This is a genomic window from Corallococcus sp. AB032C (assembly GCF_003668935.1).
In the GTDB taxonomy this organism is placed as follows: Bacteria; Myxococcota; Myxococcia; order Myxococcales; family Myxococcaceae; genus Corallococcus; species Corallococcus exiguus.
Window position 1 is genome coordinate 21,936 of sequence record NZ_RAWP01000085.1, and the last position, 22,747, is coordinate 44,682.

The window sequence follows — 22,747 nt, forward strand, 5'->3', positions numbered from 1 at the left end:
GAGGGGGCCCTGCACGCGGCCAGCGACAGGCCCATGCCAAGGCAGACGCCAGCGATGCGGGAGCGGTCGGGCACGCACTCCCAGCGTACACGCAAGACGGCGGCGGCCCACCAGATGCCAGCAGTGAACAGCCCATGCTAGATGACTCGCGTTTGCTGTCATCTCCAGGGGGGCCCCCATGAACCGACTGATTGGCTTTCGTTTCCAACTGGCATTGCTGGCCGTGCTGACGCTCCTGGGCACCGGCTGTGGTTCCGACCCGGAGCCGCAGTCCCAGCCGAAATCCCCCACGCTCGTCGAGAGCACGCAGTCCGCCGTCAACCTGAGGGCCAACGAGGCGGTGACGTTCCACGTCGCCGCGAAGGATGACGCCCAGCGTGCCCTGGGCTTCAGCTGGGAGGCCAGCACGGGTGTCCTGGAGCAGCCGCAAAGCACCGCGACGACCAGCGACGTGCGCTGGAAGGGCCCGGAATGTCTGCCCGCTGGAACGCGCGCCAGGGTGACGGTGACCATCACCAATCATGTGGCGCCCGCCATCACGCGGAGCTTCGCGCTCTCCGTCGTCGCGTGTCCCGCGGCGCAGGCCATCGCCGCGGGCCGCTACCATTCGCTGGTGCTCCGCCCTGACGGCACGGTCGTGGAATGGGGCGCCTCCTATCTCCGCCTCGACGGCGCCGCCCGCCCGGTGCCCGGACTGACCGACGTCAGGGCCGTGGCGGCGGGAGGCGAGCATTCCCTGGCCTTGCGCAGGGACGGCACCGTCTGGGCGTGGGGGGGCAACACCTATGGACAACTTGGGGATGGAACGGAGAACTACCGCTCCACGCCGGTGCGGGTGGTGGGGCTGACGGAGGTCCTTGCCGTCGCCGCGACTGGCTACTCCTCGCTGGCCCTGTGCAAGGACGGTACGGTCTGGGCGTGGGGGGATAACAGCGACGGCCAGCTCGGCGATGGAACGACGGAGGGACGTCTCACCCCCGTGCAGGTGCCGGGGCTGGCACGGGTCACCGGCATCGCCGCTTCCAGGGATCACTCGCTGGCCGTGCTCGCGGATGGGACGGTCCGGGCATGGGGTAACAACTCCTCGGGTCAGCTTGGCAATGGAGAGTTCAACTGGGAGGTCGGCAGCCTCCGCCCGGTCGCGGTGCTCAAGCTGACGGACGTGGTCTCCGTCGCCGCGAGTTATGGGCTCTCGTTCGCCGTGCACTCGGACGGCACCGTGTCGTCGTGGGGCACCAACGTGGATGGGGCCCTGGGCGGTGATTCCCGGAGGAACGGACACATTCCGGGCAAGGTGCCGGGAATGACCGACGTGACCACCCTCTCCGCGGGCACCTTCTACGCGGTGGCCCTGATGGGGGATGGCACCGTCCGGGGCTGGGGAACCAACGACTCCGGCCAGCTCGGGGATGGGACGTACACCCGCCATGCTCCCAGGCAGGTGTCGGGCCTCGCGGGCGTCGCGGCCGTGGCGGCGGGTGACGAGCATGTCCTGGCCGTGCTCTCCGACGGGAGCCTGCGGGCCTGGGGCGACAACCGGTACATGCAGCTCGGCATCCAGCCGGAGACCGTGAATCGCGGCGGACCCGTGCAGGTGCCGGGGCTGACGGAGGCGAATAGCGTGGCCGCGGGTGAAGCCCATTCCCTGGCCCTGCGCGCGGATGGCACGGTCTGGGCCTGGGGCGACAACCGCGAAGGCAGCCTGGGGATTGGCGCCGCGCACGGCGGCAGCACGACGCCCGCCCAGGTGCCAAACCTCTCCGGCGCCAGGGGCATTGCCGCGGGCTGGGGCCTCTCACTGGCGGTGCTCTCCGATGGCACCGTCATGTCGTGGGGGGCCAGTAGCTTCGGGCAACTGGGGGTCGAGTCCTCGTCATACGGTTCTTCCCCCGAACCCATCACCGGGCTGAGCGGCGTCACGGCCGTGTCCGCGGGTCGCTGGTATGCGCTGGCCCTGCGTGAGGACGGCACCGTCTGGTCGTGGGGGTACAACAGCCAGGGCCAGCTCGGCGACGGGACGACCGCCGGACGCTCCACGCCGGGGCAGGTGGCGGGACTGACGGGAGTCGTCGCCATCGCCACGGGCGCAATCCACGCGCTGGCGCTGCGTGAGGACGGCACCGTCTGGGCATGGGGGGACAACGACTTCGGGGCCCTGGGGGATGGAACGAACACCTCACACGCCATGCCGGCGCAGGTGCCGGGCCTGACGGGAGTCGTCGCCGTGGCCGCGGGGAAATACCACTCCCTGGCCCTGCGCGAGGACGGCACCCTCTGGGCGTGGGGGTACAACGGCCAGGGCCAGTTCGGCGACGGGACGACTCTCAGCCAGTGGTCCCCGGTGCGGGTTCCCGGCCTGGCGGGAGCCCAGCGCATCGCCGCGGGTGACGGCCACTCGCTGGCCGTGACGAACGGAGGCCCCCTCGTCACCTTTGGGAGCAATGCCTCCGGGCAGCTGGGGCTGGGCGAGGGAACCGGGAAACTGTCGCGCGGAGAGATCGCCTCGCTTCGCGATGCCCGCGCCATCGCGGCGGGCAGCGCCTACTCCCTGGCTGTCACGCGCGCCGGGACGGTCTGGGCCTGGGGCGCCAATGTCGCGGGCCAGCTCGGCAATGGCGAGGCGGCGAACAGCCCCCGGCCCATCCCGGTGACGCTCCCCTAGGGGCTCAAACGAAAGAGGGACTTGCGCTGACTCAGTGACCGATTTATAAATCTGGTCATGAGTTCCGACCCACGCACCGCCATCATGGGCGCCGCCGGCGAGGTCTTCGCCCGCTTTGGCTTCAAGAAGGCCTCGGTCGAAGACATCGCCAGGCGGGCAGGCGTGGGCAAGGGCAGCATCTACCTGCACTTCGAGAGCAAGGAAGCGCTCTTCGAGGCCTGCGTGGAGCGGGCGTACGGGGAGGGCCTGGCCGAGCTCAATGCGAGGGTGCGCCGGGCGAAGACGCCCGAGGCCCAGGTCCGGGCCTACATCCAATGCAAGCTGGAGCAGCAGTCCCGTGCACCCGAGGGGCAGCGCATCGAGCTGAGCACCATCTTCGAGCTGGGACTCCAGGCTGCGCACCTCGTACCCAGGATGATGGAGAGTGACGCCGCTGTGCTGGCGGGCATCCTCGAGGAAGGCGTGGAGCAGGGAGTCTTCACCGTGGCCGAGCCCAGGTCCGCGGCCCGTGGCTTCGTGGCGTTGCTCATGCAGTTCGCCGTCAAGTTGATGCCGGAGGGGGCGGACGTCGCGCTGATGCAGTCGGTGGAGCGCTGCTTCGACATCTTCATCCGTGGCCTCCTGAAGCAACCTCCCAACTGACCCCTCCTTTCCTGGCCCCACTTCGCGCCCGGGCGCGGTGGGGCTTTCGTTTGGCCGGGACTGACCAGAAAACCGATTCAGTCATCCAGTGCCGGAGTCTCCGGCCGCAGCACGAGGAACGAAGCAATGAAGACGTTCATGAAGGCAGCAGCGGTGGCGGTGGCGGTGGTGGTGACGGGGTGCGGTGGTGGTGACAAGGCAGTCGTCCCGCAGGCCTCCGCCGCGCAGGTCGCGCAGAAGCCGGTGGGCGTGCGTGCCGTCACACCCGCCACGCAGCTGGAGTCGAGCGTCCTCAAGGCCACCGGCAGCGTGCGCTCCAAGCAGTCCGCGACATTGAGCGCGCAGGCATCCGGCACGCTCACGCGCGTCAGCGTGGACGTGGGCGACACGGTGAAGCGGGGCCAGGTGCTGGCACAGCTGGATACCTCCAACTCGCGCATCGCCGTCAACCAGGCGCGTGCCTCCAAGGCGGCGGCGGACGCGGCGCTGGATGGCGCGACGTCGGAGGTGGAGCGGACGCGTGTGCTCGCGCAGTCGGGCAGCCTCCCGCGCGCCTCGCTCGACAAGGCGGAGGTGGGCTTCCGTCAGGCGCAGGCCCAGGCGCAGCAGGCCGCCGCCGCCCTGGACAGCGCGCAGGAGTCCGTGCGCGACGCGACGCTCACGGCCCCCTTCGACGGCGTCATCACCAGCAAGAGCCGCAACGCGGGCGACTACGTGTCGCCGGGCACGGCCATCTTCGGACTGGTCAACACGCAGGCGCTGGAGGTGCGCGCCCCGGTGCCCGAGTCACTCGTGGACCGCGTGTCGGTGGGCACCGTCGTGAAGGGCACGCTCAATCCCTCCGGCGCGCCCTTCGAGGCGAAGGTGAAGAGCCTGGGCGCCACCATCGACGAGCAGACGCGCACCGTGGAGGTGCTCGCGGAGGTGCTGCCGGCGAAGGACGCCGGTGCGCGGCTGCGCGCGGGCGCCCTGGTGGAGCTGGACTTCTCCAGCGTGGCGGCCTCCGACAACGCACCGGAGCAGGCGGGCCTCTTCCTGCCCACGCAGGCCGTCAACGCCCGGGGCCAGCAGGGCTTCGTCTGGGTGGTGCAGGACGGCAAGGCGCAGCGCCGGGACGTCAAGGTGGAGCGCGTGCTGCCCGGCTTCGTGCGCGTGGTGCAGGGACTGGGCTCCGCCGACCGCGTCGTGGCCGACGCCAGCCTGCCGCTCCAGGACGGCACCGCGCTCCAGGTCGTCCAGTAGCCGGGCGCCTTCCTTCCCAACCCCTTTCACCGTCACGCCATCCCCATGCTCCAGACCTTCATCAAACACTCTGTCTTCACAGTCATGCTGATGGCGGCGGTCGTCGTCTTCGGCCTGTACGCCTATCCGCGCATCGGCGTGGACCAGTACCCGAACGTCGACATCCCCTACGTCTCGGTCACCACGCTCCTGCCGGGCGCGGACCCCGAGTCCATCGAGAAGAACGTCACCGACCCGCTGGAGGAGGCGCTCAACACGGTCAACGGCGTGGATGAGCTCAACTCCATCAACCTGGAGAACGTGAGCCAGGTGACCATCGCCTTCAAGCTGGGCACCGACGTGAACACCGCGGCCCAGGACGTGCGCGACCGCGTGCAGGCCACGCTGCGCTCACTGCCGGACGACATCGAGACGCCCGTCGTGGAGAAGTTCGACATCGGCGCGGCGCCCATCCTCACGCTGTCGCTCTCCGGCTCCCTGCCCGTGGACGAGCTGACGCGCGTGGCGGAGGACGTGGTGAAGCCCGCCCTCCAGAGCCAGCCGGGCGTGGGCAGCATCGGCGTGGTGGGTGGCCGGAAGCGCGAGGTGCAGCTGGTGGTGGACCCGCAGCGGCTGCGCGGCTACGGGCTGGCCGTTGGCGACGTGAGCCAGGCGCTCCAGTCGCAGAGCGTGGACCTGCCTGGCGGGCGCACCACGCAGGGCGGACGTGAGCGCATCGTCCGGCTGACGGCGGAGGCGCGCAGCGTGGGAGAGATTGGCGACATCATCGTCGCCAGCCCCAACGGCACCCCGGTGCGCGTGCGGGACGTGGCGGCGGTGGTGGACGGTGCGCAGGAGGCGCGCGGCCTGGCCCGCTCGGACACGGGCGCCGCCATCGCGCTCGTGGTGCGCAAGCAGTCCGGCGCCAACACGGTGCAGGTGGCCGAGGCCGTCAAGGAGTCCCTGGCGGAGCTCAACGCTCAGCTGCCCGAGGGCGTGACGGTCAGCACCATCAGCGACAACTCCACCAACATCCGCGCGTCCATCCACGCGGTGCAGGAGGACATGCTGCTGGGCGGCGTGCTGTCCGTGCTCATCGTGCTGCTGTTCCTGCGCAACCTGCGCTCGACGCTCGTCTCCGCCATCGCGCTGCCGGTGAGCGTCATCGGCACCTTCGCGGTGATGGCGCTCTTGGGTTTCACCTTCAACATCATCACCATGCTGGCGCTGACGCTCTCCATCGGCCTGCTCATCGACGACGCCATCGTGGTCATCGAGAACATCGTCCGTCACCTGGAGGAGGGGAAGACGCCCATGCAGGCGGCGCTGGAGGGCACGAAGCAGATTGTCATCGCGGTGCTCGCGGTGACGCTGGCCATCGTGGCGGTGTTCGTCCCCGTGGCCTTCATGGAGGGCATGATTGGCCAGTTCTTCTTCCAGTTCGGCGTCACGGTGGCCGTGGCGGTGCTCATCTCCTACGCGGTGTCGATGACGCTCACGCCCATGCTCTCCAGCCGCCTGCTCAAGGGGCACGGGCATGGCGCTCCCACCAATCGCGTGAGCGCGGCCATCGAGCGCGCGCTCGTCTGGGTGGAGAACGGGTATCGCCGCGTGCTGGGCGCAGTGCTCAACCGGCGGGGGCTGGCGGTGGCCGCGGCGGTGGGCGTGCTGGTGCTGACGCTGGGCATGGCCCGCTTCCTCAAGTTCACCTTCATCCCGCCCTCGGACAATGGCGCGGTGCGTGTGACGCTGGAGCTGCCCGTGGGCTCCACGCTGGAGGACACCGAGCGTGAGCTGGCCACCGTGGCCCAGCAGGCGCGCACCCTGGAGGGCGTGAAGGAGACGTTCAGCACCGCGGGCGGCGGCACGCTGGAGGAGGTGCACAAGGGCGAGGTGCTGGTGAACCTGGTGCCACGCAAGGAGCGCTCCTTCGACCAGGAGACCTTCAAGGTCCAGCTGCGCGCCGCGCTGGCGCAGCAGCCGGGCGTGCTGCTCACCGTGCAGGACGCGGCGGGCATTGGCGGTGGCCGCAACCAGCAGGTCCAGTACGTGCTGCGCGGCACGGACTGGTCCCAGGTCGTCGCCGGCAGCGAGAAGCTGCTCGCCGCGATGAAGTCCAACCCGGGCCTCACCGACGTGGACACCACGTTCCGCAGCGGCAAGCCGCAGTACGACGTGCGCATCGACCGTGAGCGGGCCGCGAAGCTGGGCGTGCCGGCCGCGCAGGTGGGGCTCTCGCTCCGTGCCTACCTGGGCCGCGACGAGTTCATGACCTACCGCGAGGGCGGTGAGACGTACGACGTGAAGCTGCGCCTGCCGGACGCCACGCTCGCCTCCGAGGAGGCGCTGGGACAGCTCACCGTGCGCTCCACGAGCGGACAGCTGGTGGAGCTGCGCAACGTGGCCAACATCACGCCTTCGGAAGGCCCGGTGCAGATCGACCGGCAGAACCAGCGGCGGCAGATCACCCTGCTCGCCAACCTGGCCCCGGGCTACACGCTGGGCGAGGGCATGGCGTACCTCACGGCGCAGGCCCAGCAGGACCTGCCCCAGGGCGTGGTGGGCAGCTTCGCCGGCAACGCGAAGGAGCTGGGCAAGACGACCGCTGCCTTCGCCACCGCGCTGGGGCTGGGCATCCTGCTGCTCTACATGATCCTGGCGGCGCAGTTCGGCAGCTACATCCACCCGTTCACCATCATGCTGTCGCTGCCCTTCGCGCTCATCGGTGCCATTGGCGCGCTGCTGCTGTCGGGCCACGCGCTGTCCATCTTCGCGCTCATCGGCGTCATCATGCTGATGGGCCTGGTGGTGAAGAACGGCATCCTGCTCGTGGACTTCACCCAGCAGCTGCGTGAGGCGGGCCGGAGCGCGCGTGATGCACTGCTGGAGGCCGCCCCCATGCGCCTGCGCCCCATCCTCATGACGACCATCGCGATGGTGGCCGGCATGGTGCCGGTGGCGCTCGCCAAGGGGGATGGCGCGGAGATGCGCGTGCCCATGGCGCTGGTCATCATCGGCGGCCTCATCAGCTCCACGGTGCTGACGCTGGTGGTGGTGCCCGTCGTCTACTCGCTGCTGGACGGAGTCTCCGCGCGCTTCAAGCGCCGCGAGGCGGACGCTCCGGTGGCGGTCCAACTCACGGAAGAAGGCGCGCACTGAGCGCGGCCATCCCCAAACCCTTTCAGCTCGACCTCCATCATGATCATCCCAGTGCTTCTCTCCAGCGTTCTGCTGACGCAGGCCCCCGGCGTGTCCGACCGGCCCGTTCAGTCCCCCATCCCCGAGCCGAAGGTGGCTCCGGCCACCGCGTTCCCGCTGCTCTCCCTCGAGGAGGCCATCGCCCTCGCGGAGAAGCAGAGCCCCAGCCTCGACGCCGCCCGCGCGCGGCTCCAGCAGTCCCGGGAGCTGGGCAACAAGGCCTGGTCGGGCTACCTGCCCAACGTCACCGCGAGCGGTTCGTACACCCGGTACCCGAGGGACGTGTCGTTCGCGCTCCCCGGAGCGCCGGACCCCATCACCTTGCAGAAGAAGGATCAGCTGGGCGGACAGCTCACCGCGCGGCAGGCGTTGATCGTCCCCACGCTGTGGCCCGCCATCCAGAACGCCTACCTGGGCGAGAAGGCGGCGGCGCTGACGGCGGAGAACACCCGGCGGGAGATCCTCTTCGCGGTGGCCCAGTCCTACCTCGGCGCCGCGAGCCTGCGGGAGGCCCTGGCGGTGAATGAGCAGCTCCTCGACGTCCGCCGGGGCTTCGAGCGCGATGCCGAGGCGCGCTTCCAGGCCGGCGACGCGGAGAAGCTGGCCGTCCTGCGCGCGACGCTGGACCGCAAGGAGGCGGAGCAGGCGGTGGTGCGCAGCCGCAACGCCTACGCCATCGCGAGGAGCGCCCTGGCCGCACTGCTCGCGCGGCCGGTGGACTTCGACGTGGCGCCACCGCAGGGCAATGCGGTCACCGTCCCCACCGAGGCCGGTGACGCGGCGGGCGCGGAGAAGACCGCGCTGGACCGGCGGCCGGACGCGGCGGCGGCGCGCCTCAACGTGGACGTCGCGCGCGGCGGCCGGAAGCAGATCCTCTTCGAGTACCTGCCCAACCTGTACGCCAACGGCAACTACTCGGCGGCGAACACCGCCGGGCTCACCGGCCAGAGCACCACCTGGACGGCGGGGCTGTCCCTGTCGTGGACGCTGTTCGACGGCGGCCTGCGCGAGGCCAACCTGCGCGAGTCCTCCGGGAAGATCGCCGAGGCGAACGCCAACCTGCGCGGCCTGGAAGAGAAGATTCGCGATGAGGTGCGCAAGTCCCGCAGCGAGCTGGAGAGCGCGGAGGTCAACCTCAGCACGGCCGATGAGCGGGTGAAGCTGGCTTGGGAGAGCGCGCGGCTGGCGAAGCAGAACTTCGACGCCGGGGCCACGACGTACCTCCAGGTGACGGACGTCAACGCGGCGCTCGCGAACGCCCAGCTGTCGGCCGTGGCCGAGTCGCTCAACGTGCGGCTGTCCCGCCTGGCACTGATGCGGGCCATGGGCCTCTTCGACCCCACGGGCCACTCCCTGGTTCAGCCGTAGCCATGGCGGACAGGTTCCTCCTGCTGTCCATGCTGCACGTCGTGGGGCTTCCTGACCTGGCCCTGGCGCAATCCTCCCCGGTGGGGTTCGGTTTCTAGCTGCCCTTCGGGGCACGGGCTTTCAAGATGACGGTCTTGTCACTCATCCCCAGGCAGCAGGCGGCCGTCATCGAGGCAGCGCGCGAAATCTTCGCACGCAGAAGCTTCCTGGAGGTCTCCCTGGGAGACATCGCGTACCGCGCGCGGCTGTCGGAGCGGCTGGTCCAGCAGCTGCGCGTGACGCCCCGGGCGCTGCGGGAGCTCATGCCGCTCGTGGAACCGCGGCTCGCGCGTCCCCCGGGCTCGCGAGGTCGCGATGCTGACGGCCATCTTCGAGGAGGGCAGGGAACAGGGCACCTTCGAGGTCCGCGACACCCGGGCTGCCGCACGAGCGCTGGCGCTGGGGTTCCAGCACGTCGAGTGCACGCTGCTGCGCGTCGGCCTGCCCCCGGGAGCGCTCATCCGTCCATGAGCGACGTGCGGTATCCTCGCGGGAAGGAGTGATTCCATCCCTATGCCAGGACCCCTCGTGAACCTCACCCAGCTGGGCCAATGCTCCGACGCCGAGCTCGAAGCGCTGCTGGAGCAGGCCGACTTCGGAAACTTCGAGCCCGGCCGGGACCTTCCGCCGCTGCGCGAACGGCTGCTCCGGCTGGAGCGCGAGCGCGGCCTCACGGAGGTCCACCGGCGCGTCTCCGAAAAGGTCCTGGCCGCGGGGGCACGGCTCGTGGAGACCCCGCGCTACATCGGCGTGCAACACAGCTTCGCGCTCAGTCCGGATGGGCGCCATCTCGCCATCGCGAGCGGCCGCCTCGACAAATTGCCCGGCGGAGACGTACGCATCTGGGAGCTGGCGACGGGGCGCGTGGTCGACGCCGTCGGGTTCGAGACGACGCAGGTCGGCTCCACGGGGGATCCCTCCTGCCTCCAGTGGTCGCCGTCAGGGGAGTGGCTCGGCGTCAACCTGGACGATGTCGTCGTGGGCGTGCTGAGGGCCTTCGCCGGAACCCCGCCTTCGTTCACCGCCGACGTCACCCGGCGCTGGGGCTCGCCGCCGGGGGCGGCTGTCATCAATCCCAAGACCGTGGAGAACAAGGGGCACCTGCCCGCATGGTGCTGGTCTCCGGATGAAACCCAGCTGTTCCTCTCCACCCCCGGCCCGGACGGCGCGCTGGGCTGCATCATCCCGTTCAGGGAGGGGGCCCGGGTCAACGAGGACGGTGAAGGGCTTCGCTGGTGCCCGGCCCGGTTGGACGGACGGCCTTCGAAATCGCAGCCGCATGCCTGGGTGCGGTGGAGCCCGGATGGCTCCCGCATCCATGGCTATTGCAAATACGAGTACGTGTCCGAGCCGCACCCCGACTCGGGCCAGGACGCCCATCCGTCCGCCTCCGTCATCGACGTGGGGAGCGGCGACCTCCAGTACCGCTTCGATGAGCTGAAGCTGCCGGTGGCGTTCTCGCCGGACGGCGCCCGCCTGGCCTACGGTGAAGAGCCGTCCCGGCTCGCCAACGGACACACCGGCCGCACGGTGTCCGACCTGAGCAAGGACTTCGGCGCGCGCATTCTCTCGGTCGCGGAATACGTCTGGTCCCGCGACGGCCGGCGTCTGGCCGTGCTCCTCAACGGTTACGAGTTCCCGCAGGTCCTCATCTTCGAGAACGGCAAGTTCCTGTGCCAGCTGGACCTGAAGCGCCGTTCGTTCGGGCTGTCCATGAAGAGCGGCGACCTGGGCCGTTGGGCCTGGTCGCCGGATGGCTCCATGGGCGCATGCCTGCTGCGCGAGGGAGGCATGGCCGAGCTGTGGAAGCGTGAAGGACTCAAGGTCGAGCTATGGAAGGTGGGGTCCTCGCCCAAGATGCTCCGGCGGCTCGAGGGCGCCAACGGCATCGACGGACTGGCCTGGGGCGCGGACGGCATGCTCGTGGGAGCGGGGCCCCATGCCATCGCCTTCTGGGACGTGAACACCGGAGAGCAGCGCTCCCGCTCCTCGTTGGAGTTGGAGCCGGGCCGCGTGCCGCCCCCGAGCGACTGGAACCCCTGGCCGGACGAGGTCGCACGGTTCATTCCGACCGAGCGCGGCTGGGACTTCACGCGAGCGCAGCCGGACGGCACCGTGGAGTGTCCTCCGGGTTCGCGGGAGAAGCTCGAGCCCCGGCTGATGTTCTCGGTGGGGGGACGCCATGCCTGGCCCTGGCGCTGGGCCGAGGGGACCCCGCATGCGCGCTGGGATTCCGGGGCACTTTCGCTCGTCGAGCCCCAGGCGGAGGCCGCGTTCGAGGAGCGGCGCGTCCCCGTGCCCGAAGGCGAGACGCTGGCAGCGAGAGACGCCCGGCACGGGACGTGGGGATTCCTGAAGCAATACGAGGCCCCCACGCGGCCCTTGGATCATTACAGGGCCGACCCGGTGTTCACGCACGGTCCCGCCATCAGCCGCGCCAACCTCACGCCGTATCTCGGCAAGGGGGTGATGCTGCGCCAGACGCAATATGGGACGTGGTACGCCCTCGGGGCCCTGCTCGAGGTCTCCGACGAGGGAATCCTCCTCCACCCGCGCGCTCCCATCGGCTCGTATCGCGAGCGGCTCCTGTCCTTCCGGGACATCCTCTGGATTGGACCGGCGGTGCCGCTCGACACGCCGGAGGGTTAGTGCCAGGTGCCCACGCCGAAGCCCCAGCCGAAGTAGCGGCGGGACACGTCGGCGAAGCCGCTGATGCGCCACGAGGTGTCGGGCGAGAACAAGCCGAAGACGGACCATTGGAAAAGCCGCAACTCCGCGCTGGCGGTGCCATGCAGACGAGGCCCGACGGTGTCGAAGCGGCTGGGTTCCAGGTAGCTGCCCGCGCGCAGCTGCAGCCGGTTCTCGAGGGGCTCCAGCTCGGCGCCGACGCGGGGTGAAATCGAGAGGTGCCGCCCGGAGCGCTCCAACTGCTGCGACAGGAAGGAGTCGAAGCCGATGGCATTCGGCACGGAGCCGCTGATGAGCACGGATCCGGTCAGCAGCAGCTTCGAGCGTGGCAGGGCCCTGTAGCGTTCCGCGCGGTCCGGGCCCCACGGCATCTGGAGCGGGCGGTCACCGAACTGCCAGGCGACGCCCGCTTCAATCTCCCAGGGGAGCCGGACGGAGGCGGGCAGGTAGAGGCCGGCGACCTTCACGTTGCCGGCCTCGTCCGCGGTGGTCGGACCGCCTGGGGTGAGCCCTCCCTGGACGGGAGCCCGGAGGGTCAGCGCGGCACGCAGCGGCAGCCCCATGGGCGTCCACAGGGCACCGGCCTCCACGTTGCCGCCGAACATGCTGGCGAGCTTGTTGTTCGCGTCCTCGGCGGTGTTGATCTCCAGGGTGACCGCGCGCAGCCCCACGCCCACCGTCAGTTCGCCATCCAGGAAGCCGCGTGCGAGCTGGAACTGGAAGCGGGTCATGCTCAGGTTGAGGAGCCGTCCGTTCGCGTCCTGTCCCAAGGCATAGGTCTGCAGTGACGCGGCGCCGCCCAGTCCCCAGGGGCCCCACTGAATCAGTCCGCCAATCTGGGTGAAGATGAAGTCGTCATTGGCGAAGCCCACCGAGCCGTTGTTGTCGAAGTCGCTGTCGCGCAGCGAGCTGGGAAACGTGAAGGCCAGCGACAGGTCGTAGTCGACGTGCTTGGACGAATAGAGCGAGCGCACGGCCGGAGCCGCCGTGTTGACGCTGATGCCCTCGACGCCCTCGGCGATGGGGGCATACGCGCCGGCAAGGCCGGACACCCGCACCGGCGCCAGCACCGGGCCCTGGTACACGTCGATGGCGTAGTTCGAGCTGGTGAGCGGCGGGTTGTCCGCGAGCGCCACACTGCTGGAGAGCAGGACGGCCACGGCCGCGAGCCGGGCGAGGGAGGAGGGACGGGGCGAGGCCATGGCGGAGCGAGCTCCCGCGAGAATACATGGCCCCTGGCGAGGCGCCGTCGTCCCGTTCGCTGCAACCCGGAGCCCTTTGGCTGCACCCGTCCGGAAGTGGACCCGCTTCGGGCGTAGACTCCACCGGCCGTGGAATCCACCTCTCCCGCCGCGCCGTCCGTGCTGCTGCCACTGCTGCGCCGCGTGCCGCTGCTGATGCTCGTCTGCGCGGTGCCGGGCGTCGTCACCGCGCTCCACACCTGGGTCTATGCCCAGGCCCGGGAGCCGGGCTACCCGCTCAGCCGGGCGCTGCTGGTGCAGGTGCCGCAATGGCAGTACTGGGCGTTCGCCACGCCCTTCATCCTCGCGCTCGGACAGCGCTTCCGCCTGGAGCGCGGCGTCTGGCCCCGGAGCCTCGCGGTCCTCCTGGCCGCGCTCGTCGCGGTCATGGTCCCCTACGTGAGCATCATCTACTTCGCCGCTCGGGCCACGGGAGAGACGTGGCTGCTGGAGAGCACCTGGGCGCGGATGCTGCCCTTGATGATGGCCAAGTACAGCGTCCTGTCCCTGCTCATCTACGGCGGCATCCTCGCCATCGGTTACGCCGTGGACTACCACCGCCGCTTCCGCGAGGGAGAGCTGGCCCAGGCCCACCTGGAGACGCGCCTCGCGCACGCGCAGCTGGACGCCCTGCGCGCGCAGCTCCACCCGCACTTCCTCTTCAACACGCTCAACGCCATCTCCGTGCTCGTGCGCAAGCAGGACACCGCCGGCTCCATCCGCATGCTCACCGGCGTCAGCGAGCTCCTGCGCATGGCCCTCCACACCACGGGCCGCCAGCAGGTCCCCTTCCACGAAGACGTGGACTTCCTGGAGCGCTACCTCGACATCGAGCAGACCCGCTTCCAGGACCGGCTCCAGGTGGTGCGCGCCATCGACCCGGCAACGCTGGGCGCGCTCGTGCCCAGCCTCATCCTCCAGCCCCTGGTGGAGAACGCCATCAAGCACGGCATCGCCACCCGCTCCGGTCCGGGACGCGTGGAGCTGCGCGCCGCGCGCGAAGGAGCCCGGCTGGTGCTGGAGGTGCTCGACGATGGCCCCGGGCTCGCACCCGGCTGGGACCGCCAGGACGGACGCATTGGCGTGGCCAACGTGCGCGACCGCCTGCGACAGCTCTACGGCGACCGCCACGTCTTCACGCTGGAGAACCGCGCCGGGGGCGGCGTGCGCGCCCGCCTGGAGCTGCCCTTCCAGTCCGCTGTGCCGGAGGCGCTCGGGGCATGAACGCGGCCGCAGCCATCCGCACGCTCGTCGTGGATGACGAGCCCCTGGCTCGCGAGGGCCTGCGCCTGCTGCTGGCCGCGGATCCGGAGGTCCGCGTGGTGGGCGAGGCCGGCAATGGACCGGAGGCGGTGCGCCTCATCCGCGAGCATCGGCCGGACCTGGTCCTGCTGGACGTGCAGATGCCGGAGCTCAACGGCTTCGAGGTGCTTGCGCGGCTGGGACCTGGCGAAGTGCCCGCCGTCATCTTCGTCACCGCGTATGACCAGTACGCGCTGCGCGCTTTCGACATCCACGCGCTCGACTACCTGCTCAAGCCCTTCCGCGACGACCGCTTCCACGACGCCATCGGCCGTGCCAAGGCGCAGGTCCGCATGGCGCGGATGTCCGACCTCAGCCAGCGGTTGATGTCCGTGCTCTCCACCTACGGCGAGCGAGACAGCACGCCCGCTCCGGCGCCGCCCGAGCCGTGGATGCGCCGGCTGGCCATCCGCGACGCGGGCCGGGTGGTGTTCCTCGACGTGGACGAAATCGAATACATCGAGGCCGCTGACTACTACGTGCAGATCCACGCGGGCGGGAAGGCCTACCTCCACCGCGAGACGATGCAGAGCCTGGAGGAGCGCCTGGAGCCGGAGCGCTTCATGCGCATCCACCGGTCGGCCATCGTGAACGCGCGCCGAATCCGCGAGCTGCGCAGCGAGGGCCGCAGGGACCTGGTCGTGGTGCTCACCTCCGGCGCGGAGCTGCGAGTCGCCCGCAGCCACCGCGAGAAGTTCCAGCACCTGCGCTGAACGTCGCGCGCCCCGTTCGCCGCACGGGCGGACCGGCTCGCCGCGAGGCAGTCCCCACCGGCTGAACACTTTCCCCGCGAGCCATTAGCGCGGGCACGGTGCCGTCCGCTCACTCCCCACGGAGGCACTTCCATGCCCGCGTCATCCGCCCTGGCCCCGCGCCAGCGCGCCCTGAGGTTGTCCGCCCTCGTCGTGTGCACGCTGCTCGCGGTGGCACCCGCGAGCGCCGCGCCGAACGCGTCGTATCCGCTCCCGCCTGCTTCCTCGCGCCATGAAGCACAGGTCCCGCAGGCGCGGGCCTTCGCCCAGAAGCTGCTCAAGGACTTTCAATTGCCGGGACTCTCCGTGGCCGTCGCGCATCGCGGTCAGGTCCTCTGGTCCGAAGGCTTTGGCTACGCGGACCTGGAGCAGTGCATCCCCGTCACCCCGCTGACCCGCTTCCGCGTGGGCAGCGTGTCCAAGGTGCTCACCGCCGCCGCCGTGGCCCGTCTGGTGGAGGAGGGGAGCTTGAACCTGGATGCCCCCATCCAGAAGTACGTGCCGGCCTTTCCCGTGAAGCCATGGCCCATCACCCCGCGCCAGCTCACCGGGCACCTGGCGGGCATCCGTCACTACCTGGACCGGGATGAAGCCATCTTCCAGGAGGCGAGGCACTTCAGCAGCCTCACCCAGGCACTGGGCCTCTTCCAGGACGACGCGCTGCTGTCCGAGCCCGGAACGGCCTATGCGTATTCCAGCTATGGCTTCAACCTGGTGGGCGCCGTGGTGGAGGGCGCCGCGCACGAGGAGTTCCTCCGCTACATGCAGCGCGCCGTCTTCGAGCCGCTGGGCATGCGCCACACCGGGGCGGATCATCCCCACCAGCTGATTCCCCACCGTACGCGCTTCTATGCGAACGGCCCGGAGGGCAGCCACCAGCACGCCGCCCACGTGGACAACAGCTACAAGTGGCCCGGCGGCGGCTTCCTCTCCACCGCCGAGGACCTCGTCGTCTTCGGCTCCGCGCACCTCCAGCCCGGCTTCCTGCGCAAGGAGACGCTGGCCCTCCTCTTCACCTCGCAGAAGCTCAAGTCAGGCAAGGAGACAGGCGTGGGCCTCGGCTGGCGCATCGGTGTCTCCGCGCAGGGACGGCGCATCCTCCACCACCGGGGCGCTATTGAAGGCGGCCGCGCGATGCTGATGCTCTTCCCGGACTCCCAGCTCGTCGTGGCCCTGCTGGGCAACACCTACGCGGACTTCGCGGAGGAGCAGGCCGCGCAGCTGGGGGAGATCTTCATGACCGCGCCCCGGTGAGCCTCACTTCCGCTTCCGGCCACGAGATTTCGACGGCGCCGGCTCGGCCAGCGTGGCCAGGGCATCCACGAAGAGCCGGACCTTGGGGGGAAGGTTCAGCCGGCTGGGATAGACGACGTGGATGGGCCGCATCGACGCGGGCCGGGGGCCGAAGAGGACCTTCAGCCGGCCGTCCCGGATGGCCTCCTGGCAGAGGATGTCCGGCACCCGCGCGATGCCGACCCCGGCGATGGCCGCGTCGCACGCGAGCTCGCTGTCGTTCACCATCAGGACCGGATCGATCCGGGACTTCACGCCCTCGGCCTCCCAGGTCTCGAACGCACTGAATCCAATGCAGCGCGCGGCCCCAAGCTCCCTGGCGGCCGGGATGCCGTGCTTCGACAGGAAGCGGGGGCTCGCCACGAAGCGGACCGCGCCCTCTCCCAGCTTTCGCGCCACGAGCGACGAATCATTGAGCGGGCCGATGTGGATGGCGACGTCGAACCCCTCTTCGATGAGGTGGACACGGCGGTCCGCCAGCACCAGCTCCACCCGCGCCTGGGGATAGCGACCGAGGAACTTCGAGATGACAGGCGTGAGGTAGCGCCGGCCGTAGAGCACCGGCGAGGAGACCCGGATCAGGCCGGTGGGATCCGCCTTGCCCTGCTGCACCTCGCTGTTCGCTTCCTCGATGAGCGCGGCGATGGCGGCGCAGCGCTCGGAGTACGTCACACCTGCCCCCGTCACGCGCAGTCGCCGCGTGGTCCGCTCCAGGAGCCGCACGCCCAGCCGCTCCTCCAGGTGGCGGATGCGCTCGCTGACGGTCTGCTTGGTGATGCCGAGCTTGAGCGCCGCGCGGGTGAAGCTCTCCTCGCGGACGACTGTCGCGAAGAGGAGCATGTCGGCCGGTGGAATCATGGTCGTCAAGATTAACCTGACAATGAGTTCGTCTGGGGCTGCATTGTCCGGGCACTCCGGCGGACGCATGGTGTGGCCTCACGCAACCCACAGGAGTGCCACCCATGAAGCTCTACTTCGCCCTCAGGACCCGAGCGGTCCGTCCCCGCTGGCTGTTGGAGGAACTCGGCGTGCCCTATGAGTTGGTCAGGCTCGACCTGGCCCGGCAGGAGAACACCACTCCTGAATACCTGGCGGTGCATCCGCTGGGAGACCTCCCCGCCCTGGTGGATGGGGACGTCACGCTGCTCGAGTCCCTGTCCATCTGTCTGCACCTGGCCGACCGGTTCCCGGAGAAGCATCTGGCGCCGCCGGTGGGGAGCGCGGAGCGCGGTCCATATTACGGCTGGATGGCCTTCGCCGAGCTGAGCCTCGACCCCCTGGTGATGGAGTTCTACCGGGACGCGCAGTCGCCGGTGGCGCGCGAAGTCCCAGAGGGGGAGGCCGCGAAGCTCAGGACCCGGCTCACGGCCGCCCTCGACCTCATCCAAGGGGGACTCGGCGGCCGTGAGTTCCTCGTGGGTGAGGCCTTCACCGCCGCCGATGTGGTGATGGCTTCCATCCTCCACCTGGCGAACACGCTGATGCTGCTCGACGGGTATCCGGAACTGGTGGCGTACGTCAGGCGCCACTCTCAACGCCCGGCGGTGCGCAGGGCGGTCTCTGGGTGATCCGCTACCAGGTCTTCGCCGCGGCGAGCGCCTCGTTGAAGTCCAGGCCGTTGACCCGCATCACCGCGAGCCAGTTGGTGAGCGGTGGCGAGGCGCGGTGAGCGGTGGGGCCACGACCGCACGCCTGCTTCCCAGGCGGTGTCGTATGAATTGACAGGCATATGACTTGATGGGTATATACGACCCATGGATTCAACGTTCGCGATCATCGCGGAGCCGAACCGCCGGGCCATCCTCAGCCTGCTGGCGGCGTCGGAGCACTCCGTCGGCGAAATCGAGCACCAGCTGCGGATGCCCCAGACGTCGGTGTCCAAGCACCTGCGCGTGCTGCGCGATGCCGGCTTCGTGGAGTCGCGCATCGATGCCCAGCGGCGCGTCTATCGCATCCGGCCGGAGCCGCTCATGGAGGTCGATGAGTGGCTCGCGCCATTCCGGCGCTTCTGGGCGGCCCACGTGGACGCGCTCGAACGCCATCTCGACCGGATGGACCAGGAACCCGAACCCAAGAAGGGAAAGAAACGATGAGCCACCGTGCGAAGTACACGCCCGGCCCCGCGGCCGGAGCCAGTGTCCAGAAGGCAGGCGACAAGTGGACGCTCGTCCTCGTCCGGGACCTGCGTCATCCCCCGGCGAAGGTGTGGAAGGCGCTGACCGACCCCGCGCACCTGTCTGAATGGGCGCCGTTCGACGCGGACCGGAACATGTCCAGCGTGGGGCCGGTGAAGCTCTCCACGGTCGGTGCGCCGACGCCCATGGTCGCCGAGACCACCGTGAGGCGGGCGGAAGAGCCGAAGCTGCTCGAGTACAGCTGGGGGCAGCAGGACCTGCGCTGGGAGCTGGAGGCGACGGGCGTCGGCGGTACCCGGCTCACGCTCTGGCACAACATCGACAGGGGCTTCATCTCGTGGGGCGCCGCGGGCTGGCACATCTGCTTCGACGTGCTCGATCAGCTCCTCTCGGGCGACCCGATGGGCCGCATCGTGGGGCCCGATGCGATGCAGTACGACTGGCAGCGCTTGAATTCCGAGTACGCGGCGCAGTTCGGGGTCCAGAGTCCCACCTGGAAGGCCAGCAACTCGAAGGAGTGAAGGAACACACCATGGAATCGACCCTGCCGAAGCCGGCGCTCGTCGCCGCCAGGACGTCCCCCAAAGCCGTGACCATCACCTTCTGGATCGCCACCGCGCTCTTCTGCCTGGAGATGGGCTTCACCGCCTACGCGCAGTTGAACCTGCGGGACGCGGCGGAAGGGTTCACCCGGCTCGGCTTCCCCAGCTACTTCCGGGTGGAGCTGGCGTGGGCCAAGTTGCTCGGAATCCTGGTGCTGCTCGCACCGGTGCCGACGCGCCTCAAGGAGTGGGCCTACGCCGGCTTCGCCATCAATCTGGTCTCGGCGCTCATCGCCCACTTCGCGATGGGAGATGGCCCGGAGGCGTGGGCCTTCGCTGCGGTCACCGGCGTGCTCTGGGTGCTCTCGTACGGCTCCTGGCGCAGCTTGCAGGCGGGGCGGGCATGAAGAAGGCCGTCGCGACGGAGTCCGCGTCCAAGTTGATCGACCAGCGGATCCAGGACCTGGGGGACTGGCGTGGGAAGACGCTCGCGAAGGTGCGCGCGCTCATCCACGCAGCGGACCCCGAGGTCGTCGAGGAGTGGAAGTGGATGGGGACCCCTGTCTGGTCCCACGACGGCATCATCTGCACGGGCGAGTCGTACAAGGCCGCCGTCAAGCTGACGTTCATCAAGGGGGCCGCGTTGAATGACGCTTCAGGGCTCTTCAACTCCAGCCTCGACGGGAACGTCCGGCGCGCCATCGACATCCACGAAGGCGACAAGATCAACGAAGCAGCCTTCAAGGCGCTCATCCGCGCCGCGGTGGTGCTCAACCTCGAAGGCAAGAGCAAGCCGAAGGCCTCGCGCGCGAAGCGCAAGCCAACTCCGAAGTAACTGTGAGAGGCTTACCGGACGGCCGCATCCCCCTCCGCAGGAGAGCCTCCGATGCTTCGTCCCGCTGTCCGGAAGCCTTTCATCCCGTTGACCCTGGCCACCGTGCTGATGGCGCTCGGTGTCCTGCTCATCGCGCCGCCCGCCTGGGCGGAGAAGCCCGCGAAGCCCACGTCCCGGCCCGCGGACCGGCACTACATCCGCAAGGTCGACCAGTCCTCCGTCGCCAAGGACAAGAACACCGTCATCGAGTCGCGGGTCGATGTCAGCCGGGATGTGAAGGACATCAACGACGGCAAGGCCAAGAAGGGCAGCGATTCGGGGACCGTGACCTGGACGCTTGGCGGGCGGACCTATGGGGCCCACGACAATGGTACGCTGTATCCCATCCGTGGCACCGGGTTCCATGAGCTGAACCGCTCGGCCTTCAAGGCATTGGGGGTCTACAACAAGTTTGACGACACCCCGCGCGCCAAGGAGATCCTGGACAAGATGGGCACGTCCCAGGGCGACAGGAACGCCGCGCTCAAGGCGCACAAAGCGGGTTGAGAGGGAGAGCCATGCAGCCGGAAAGACAGGTTGTCGGATTCATCGCGCGGGGCGCCGTGGAGGAAGGACGCCTCTTCGACAGCATCGGCCGCGCGCTCGGTCTCCCTCCCGAAGGTGTGGCGCGCTTCGACGTGGACGGCCCCTCGGATGCGGCGGTGCTCGTCGAGACCGCGCTCCGGTCCAAAGGCTTCCGCACGGATGTGACCCTCTACGTCGATGTCTCCCGCACTCGGGAGTCCTCGGGGCTCACGTCGGTGGAGGTGGCCACCCGGGTCGCCGAACTGCTTGGCGAGGAGCTCCTTGTCTCTCCTCCCGCGGACGACCCGGCGGTCGCCACCTCCTGGTTCCTCGTCACGCCCGAAGGCAAGCGCTTCCGGGCCAGTGAAGCCTCTTCCGGTCATGACGAGGACGACGAGGACTCCGTCGATATCGACCGGGCCTCCCTGCGCCCCCTGTAGTGGGCGCGGGTGGACCGGGTTGGTGAGCCCGCGTCACCAGGGGATGACGCCCTGGTCGTCCGAGTAGGTGCCCGTGGGGCCGTCCGGTCCGAGGAGCGCCATGCGCACGGGCGCGCGCGCGGCCTGCTCGACGGTGCGGGTACCCTGGAAGTTGTTGAGGTCCGTGGCAGTGAAGCCCGGGCACACCGCGTTCACCTTGATGCGGGTCGACTCCAGGTCCAGGGCGAAGGCGAGCGTGATGGCGTTGAGGGCTGACTTCGACGACGAGTAGACCCCGTACATCGCGCGGTACGGGTTCGCCGGGTCCGAGTTGTTCGTGAGCGAGCCGACCCCGCTCGAGACGTTGACGATGCGCCCCGCCGGCGCTTCCCGAAGGAGCGGGAGCATCGCTTGCGTGACGGCGATCACGCCGAACACGTTCGTCTCGAACACGGTGCGGAACTCGTCGAGCGGCGCGACGGCCGCACGGCCCGCCTTCGCGCGCTCCGCCAGCGGCTGGCCCGGCTTGGGCGCCTGCCTGCCCGAACGGGCGATGCCCGCGTTGTTCACGAGCACGTCCAGGCGACCCAGCTCCTGGCGGATGCGCTCCGCCGCGGCCGAGATCGACTTCGCGTCCGTGACGTCGAGCGCGAGCGCACGGGCATCACCGGCGACGGTCTTCGCCGCCGCCTCGCCACGGGCGAGGTCACGTGAGCCGACGAGCACCGTGAAGCCGTGCGCGACGAGGTCCTTGGCGATCTGCAATCCGATGCCCTTGTTTGCCCCGGTGACGAGGGCGACTTGTTTGTCGTTCATGCCCGGGGAGATACGGGGGCAGGTGCCACGCGCGCTTGGCGCTTCTTGGCGGAGATTTCGTGCCAAGAAACGCCAAGCCAGGGCCGCCGGAGCTCCTTACACTGAGGGGATGTTCACCCTCGACGCGATCCCGGTCTCGGTCCCTGGCCTGCGGGCCGTGCGCATGACGACCGACCTGCTTCGCGTCGGCATGAAGGAATTCCACGCGTCCATGCGCATTGAGCGCGGGCGCAGCGAGTGGTGGGGGCGTGGCCGGGTCTGGACTGGCGGGCCCGGTGAGATCCACCTGAAGCAGCCGGGCGACGTGCACCGAGACGTCGCGCACGACGGGACGATGACCTACCAGGCCGTCGTGCTGCCCGAGCGCGACATCGAGCGCATCCGCCATGAGGGGAAGGTCGTCGCGCATCCCCACTTCAAGCCCGGCGACGAGCGGGGCCTTGCCTTCCAGCGTCTCCACGACGCGGTCGCCGCGGGCGCGGATCGCCTTACGCTGGAGGTCGCGGTGGTCGAAGCCGTGGAGGCGTTCACGGTCTTGAGGGGCGCCACGCCGGACCACACGCGGCCGGTGCGACGGGCGATGGAGTACCTCCGCGAGCGCGTGGGGGACGCCATCACGCTGGATGACCTCGCGGACCATGCTGGCTACGACAAGTTCCATCTCTGCCGCGCGTTCCGCGCCCAGGTCGGGATGCCGCCGCACGCGTACCTCACGCACCTGCGCATCGCATGGGCGAAGGTGTTGCTCGAAAGCGGCCTCCGGGCGTCGGAGGTCGCGACGCGCGTCGGCTTCTACGACCAGAGTCAGCTGAACCGCCACTTCCGGCGCATCGTCGGAACGACTCCAGCGCGATACGCGAGCACGAGGCCGGAGTGGCGCATCCAGGCGTAGCCGCTCGATGAGCCCTAGGGGGTGTCCCTAATTATCTGAAGAAAGGTGCTGGAGGCCGAGCGGCCGCCAGCCCCGTGGGCAGGGTTGAGCTTGCAGGGAAAGGAAGAGCTGAGCACCCCTGGTGAGTGCACCGACATG

At 69.5% G+C, this 22,747-nt stretch carries 21 protein-coding genes; 18 read left to right on the top strand and 3 right to left on the bottom strand.

The genetic code is table 11. The annotated features are described in order from the left end of the window. The first annotated feature begins 178 nt into the window (after positions 1 to 178). From D7X99_RS30075 to D7X99_RS30105, 7 genes are all read left to right on the top strand, one after another. A complete protein-coding gene (locus tag D7X99_RS30075) occupies positions 179 to 2,662 on the top strand; it encodes an RCC1 domain-containing protein (protein ID WP_216671888.1) in 2,484 nt (827 codons plus the stop codon). Between the two features lie 57 nt (positions 2,663 to 2,719). Beyond that, positions 2,720 to 3,304, top strand: coding sequence for a TetR/AcrR family transcriptional regulator (locus D7X99_RS30080; RefSeq protein WP_120576732.1), 585 nt, complete (start codon positions 2,720 to 2,722; stop codon positions 3,302 to 3,304). Between the two features lie 126 nt (positions 3,305 to 3,430). Further along, positions 3,431 to 4,546 (top strand): efflux RND transporter periplasmic adaptor subunit, encoded by a 1,116-nt coding sequence (locus D7X99_RS30085; protein ID WP_121780785.1) that lies wholly within the window; start codon positions 3,431 to 3,433, stop codon positions 4,544 to 4,546. Positions 4,547 to 4,591: 45 nt separating this feature from the next. After that, a complete protein-coding gene (locus D7X99_RS30090; protein WP_121780786.1) occupies positions 4,592 to 7,684 on the top strand; it encodes an efflux RND transporter permease subunit in 3,093 nt (1,030 codons plus the stop codon). Positions 7,685 to 7,723: 39 nt separating this feature from the next. Next, complete coding sequence (locus D7X99_RS30095; RefSeq protein WP_121780787.1) at positions 7,724 to 9,091, top strand: TolC family protein; 1,368 nt, start codon at positions 7,724 to 7,726, stop codon at positions 9,089 to 9,091. 354 nt (positions 9,092 to 9,445) lie between these two features. Then, on the top strand, positions 9,446 to 9,601 hold the full coding sequence (locus D7X99_RS42940) for a hypothetical protein (RefSeq protein ID WP_158624398.1): 156 nt from the start codon (positions 9,446 to 9,448) through the stop codon (positions 9,599 to 9,601). A gap of 42 nt (positions 9,602 to 9,643) precedes the next feature. After that, complete coding sequence (locus tag D7X99_RS30105; protein ID WP_171805264.1) at positions 9,644 to 11,779, top strand: WD40 repeat domain-containing protein; 2,136 nt, start codon at positions 9,644 to 9,646, stop codon at positions 11,777 to 11,779. Here D7X99_RS30105 and D7X99_RS30110 read toward each other — a convergent pair. Then, entirely contained in the window at positions 11,776 to 13,020 is a 1,245-nt protein-coding gene (locus D7X99_RS30110) for a hypothetical protein (RefSeq protein ID WP_121780790.1), read from the bottom strand. The genes D7X99_RS30105 and D7X99_RS30110 overlap by 4 nt on opposite strands. Before the next feature lie 129 nt (positions 13,021 to 13,149). Between D7X99_RS30110 and D7X99_RS30115 the strand changes: the two genes are divergently transcribed. The 3 genes from D7X99_RS30115 (at position 13,150) to D7X99_RS30125 (ending at position 16,367) form a co-directional block, all read left to right on the top strand. Then, a complete protein-coding gene (locus D7X99_RS30115; protein ID WP_121780791.1) occupies positions 13,150 to 14,283 on the top strand; it encodes a sensor histidine kinase in 1,134 nt (377 codons plus the stop codon). Next, entirely contained in the window at positions 14,280 to 15,074 is a 795-nt protein-coding gene (locus tag D7X99_RS30120) for a LytTR family DNA-binding domain-containing protein (RefSeq protein WP_121780792.1), read from the top strand. Before D7X99_RS30115 ends, D7X99_RS30120 begins: the two co-directional genes overlap by 4 nt. Positions 15,075 to 15,206: 132 nt before the next feature. Further along, a complete protein-coding gene (locus D7X99_RS30125) occupies positions 15,207 to 16,367 on the top strand; it encodes a serine hydrolase (RefSeq protein ID WP_121780793.1) in 1,161 nt (386 codons plus the stop codon). A 3-nt stretch (positions 16,368 to 16,370) separates the two neighbouring features. On the opposite strand, the gene D7X99_RS30130 is transcribed toward D7X99_RS30125, so the two are convergent. Further along, complete coding sequence (locus tag D7X99_RS30130) at positions 16,371 to 17,264, bottom strand: LysR family transcriptional regulator (protein WP_169824472.1); 894 nt, start codon at positions 17,262 to 17,264, stop codon at positions 16,371 to 16,373. 104 nt (positions 17,265 to 17,368) lie between these two features. On the opposite strand from D7X99_RS30130, the gene D7X99_RS30135 reads away from it, so the two are divergent. From D7X99_RS30135 to D7X99_RS30165, 7 genes are all read left to right on the top strand, one after another. Beyond that, the gene (locus D7X99_RS30135; RefSeq protein ID WP_121780795.1) at positions 17,369 to 17,974 is read left to right on the top strand and encodes a glutathione S-transferase family protein; all 606 of its coding nucleotides are present in this window, start codon (positions 17,369 to 17,371) and stop codon (positions 17,972 to 17,974) included. Between the two features lie 186 nt (positions 17,975 to 18,160). Then, positions 18,161 to 18,499 (top strand): helix-turn-helix transcriptional regulator, encoded by a 339-nt coding sequence (locus tag D7X99_RS30140; RefSeq protein ID WP_121780796.1) that lies wholly within the window; start codon positions 18,161 to 18,163, stop codon positions 18,497 to 18,499. Then, positions 18,496 to 19,062: an SRPBCC family protein gene (locus D7X99_RS30145; RefSeq protein ID WP_121780797.1), complete on the top strand. Its 567-nt coding sequence runs from the start codon at positions 18,496 to 18,498 to the stop codon at positions 19,060 to 19,062. The genes D7X99_RS30140 and D7X99_RS30145 overlap by 4 nt, the downstream gene beginning before the upstream one ends. 11 nt (positions 19,063 to 19,073) lie before the next feature. Next, entirely contained in the window at positions 19,074 to 19,490 is a 417-nt protein-coding gene (locus D7X99_RS30150; RefSeq protein WP_121780804.1) for a DoxX family protein, read from the top strand. Then, on the top strand, positions 19,487 to 19,918 hold the full coding sequence (locus D7X99_RS30155) for a DUF1801 domain-containing protein (RefSeq protein ID WP_121752476.1): 432 nt from the start codon (positions 19,487 to 19,489) through the stop codon (positions 19,916 to 19,918). The genes D7X99_RS30150 and D7X99_RS30155 overlap by 4 nt, the downstream gene beginning before the upstream one ends. A 51-nt stretch (positions 19,919 to 19,969) precedes the next feature. Further along, positions 19,970 to 20,464, top strand: a complete 495-nt coding sequence (locus tag D7X99_RS30160) for a hypothetical protein (protein WP_120580554.1) — start codon at positions 19,970 to 19,972, stop codon at positions 20,462 to 20,464. A gap of 11 nt (positions 20,465 to 20,475) precedes the next feature. Next, positions 20,476 to 20,922 (top strand): hypothetical protein, encoded by a 447-nt coding sequence (locus D7X99_RS30165; RefSeq protein WP_121780798.1) that lies wholly within the window; start codon positions 20,476 to 20,478, stop codon positions 20,920 to 20,922. Positions 20,923 to 20,955: 33 nt separating this feature from the next. On the opposite strand, the gene D7X99_RS30170 is transcribed toward D7X99_RS30165, so the two are convergent. Continuing rightward, a complete protein-coding gene (locus tag D7X99_RS30170; RefSeq protein ID WP_121780799.1) occupies positions 20,956 to 21,717 on the bottom strand; it encodes an SDR family oxidoreductase in 762 nt (253 codons plus the stop codon). 163 nt (positions 21,718 to 21,880) lie between these two features. Here D7X99_RS30170 and D7X99_RS30175 point away from each other — a divergent pair, with 163 nt between their 5' ends. Beyond that, positions 21,881 to 22,609 carry an AraC family transcriptional regulator gene (locus D7X99_RS30175; protein WP_233597415.1) on the top strand — a complete coding sequence of 243 codons (729 nt, stop codon included), beginning with the start codon at positions 21,881 to 21,883 and terminating at the stop codon, positions 22,607 to 22,609. Positions 22,610 to 22,747: the final 138 nt, after the last annotated feature.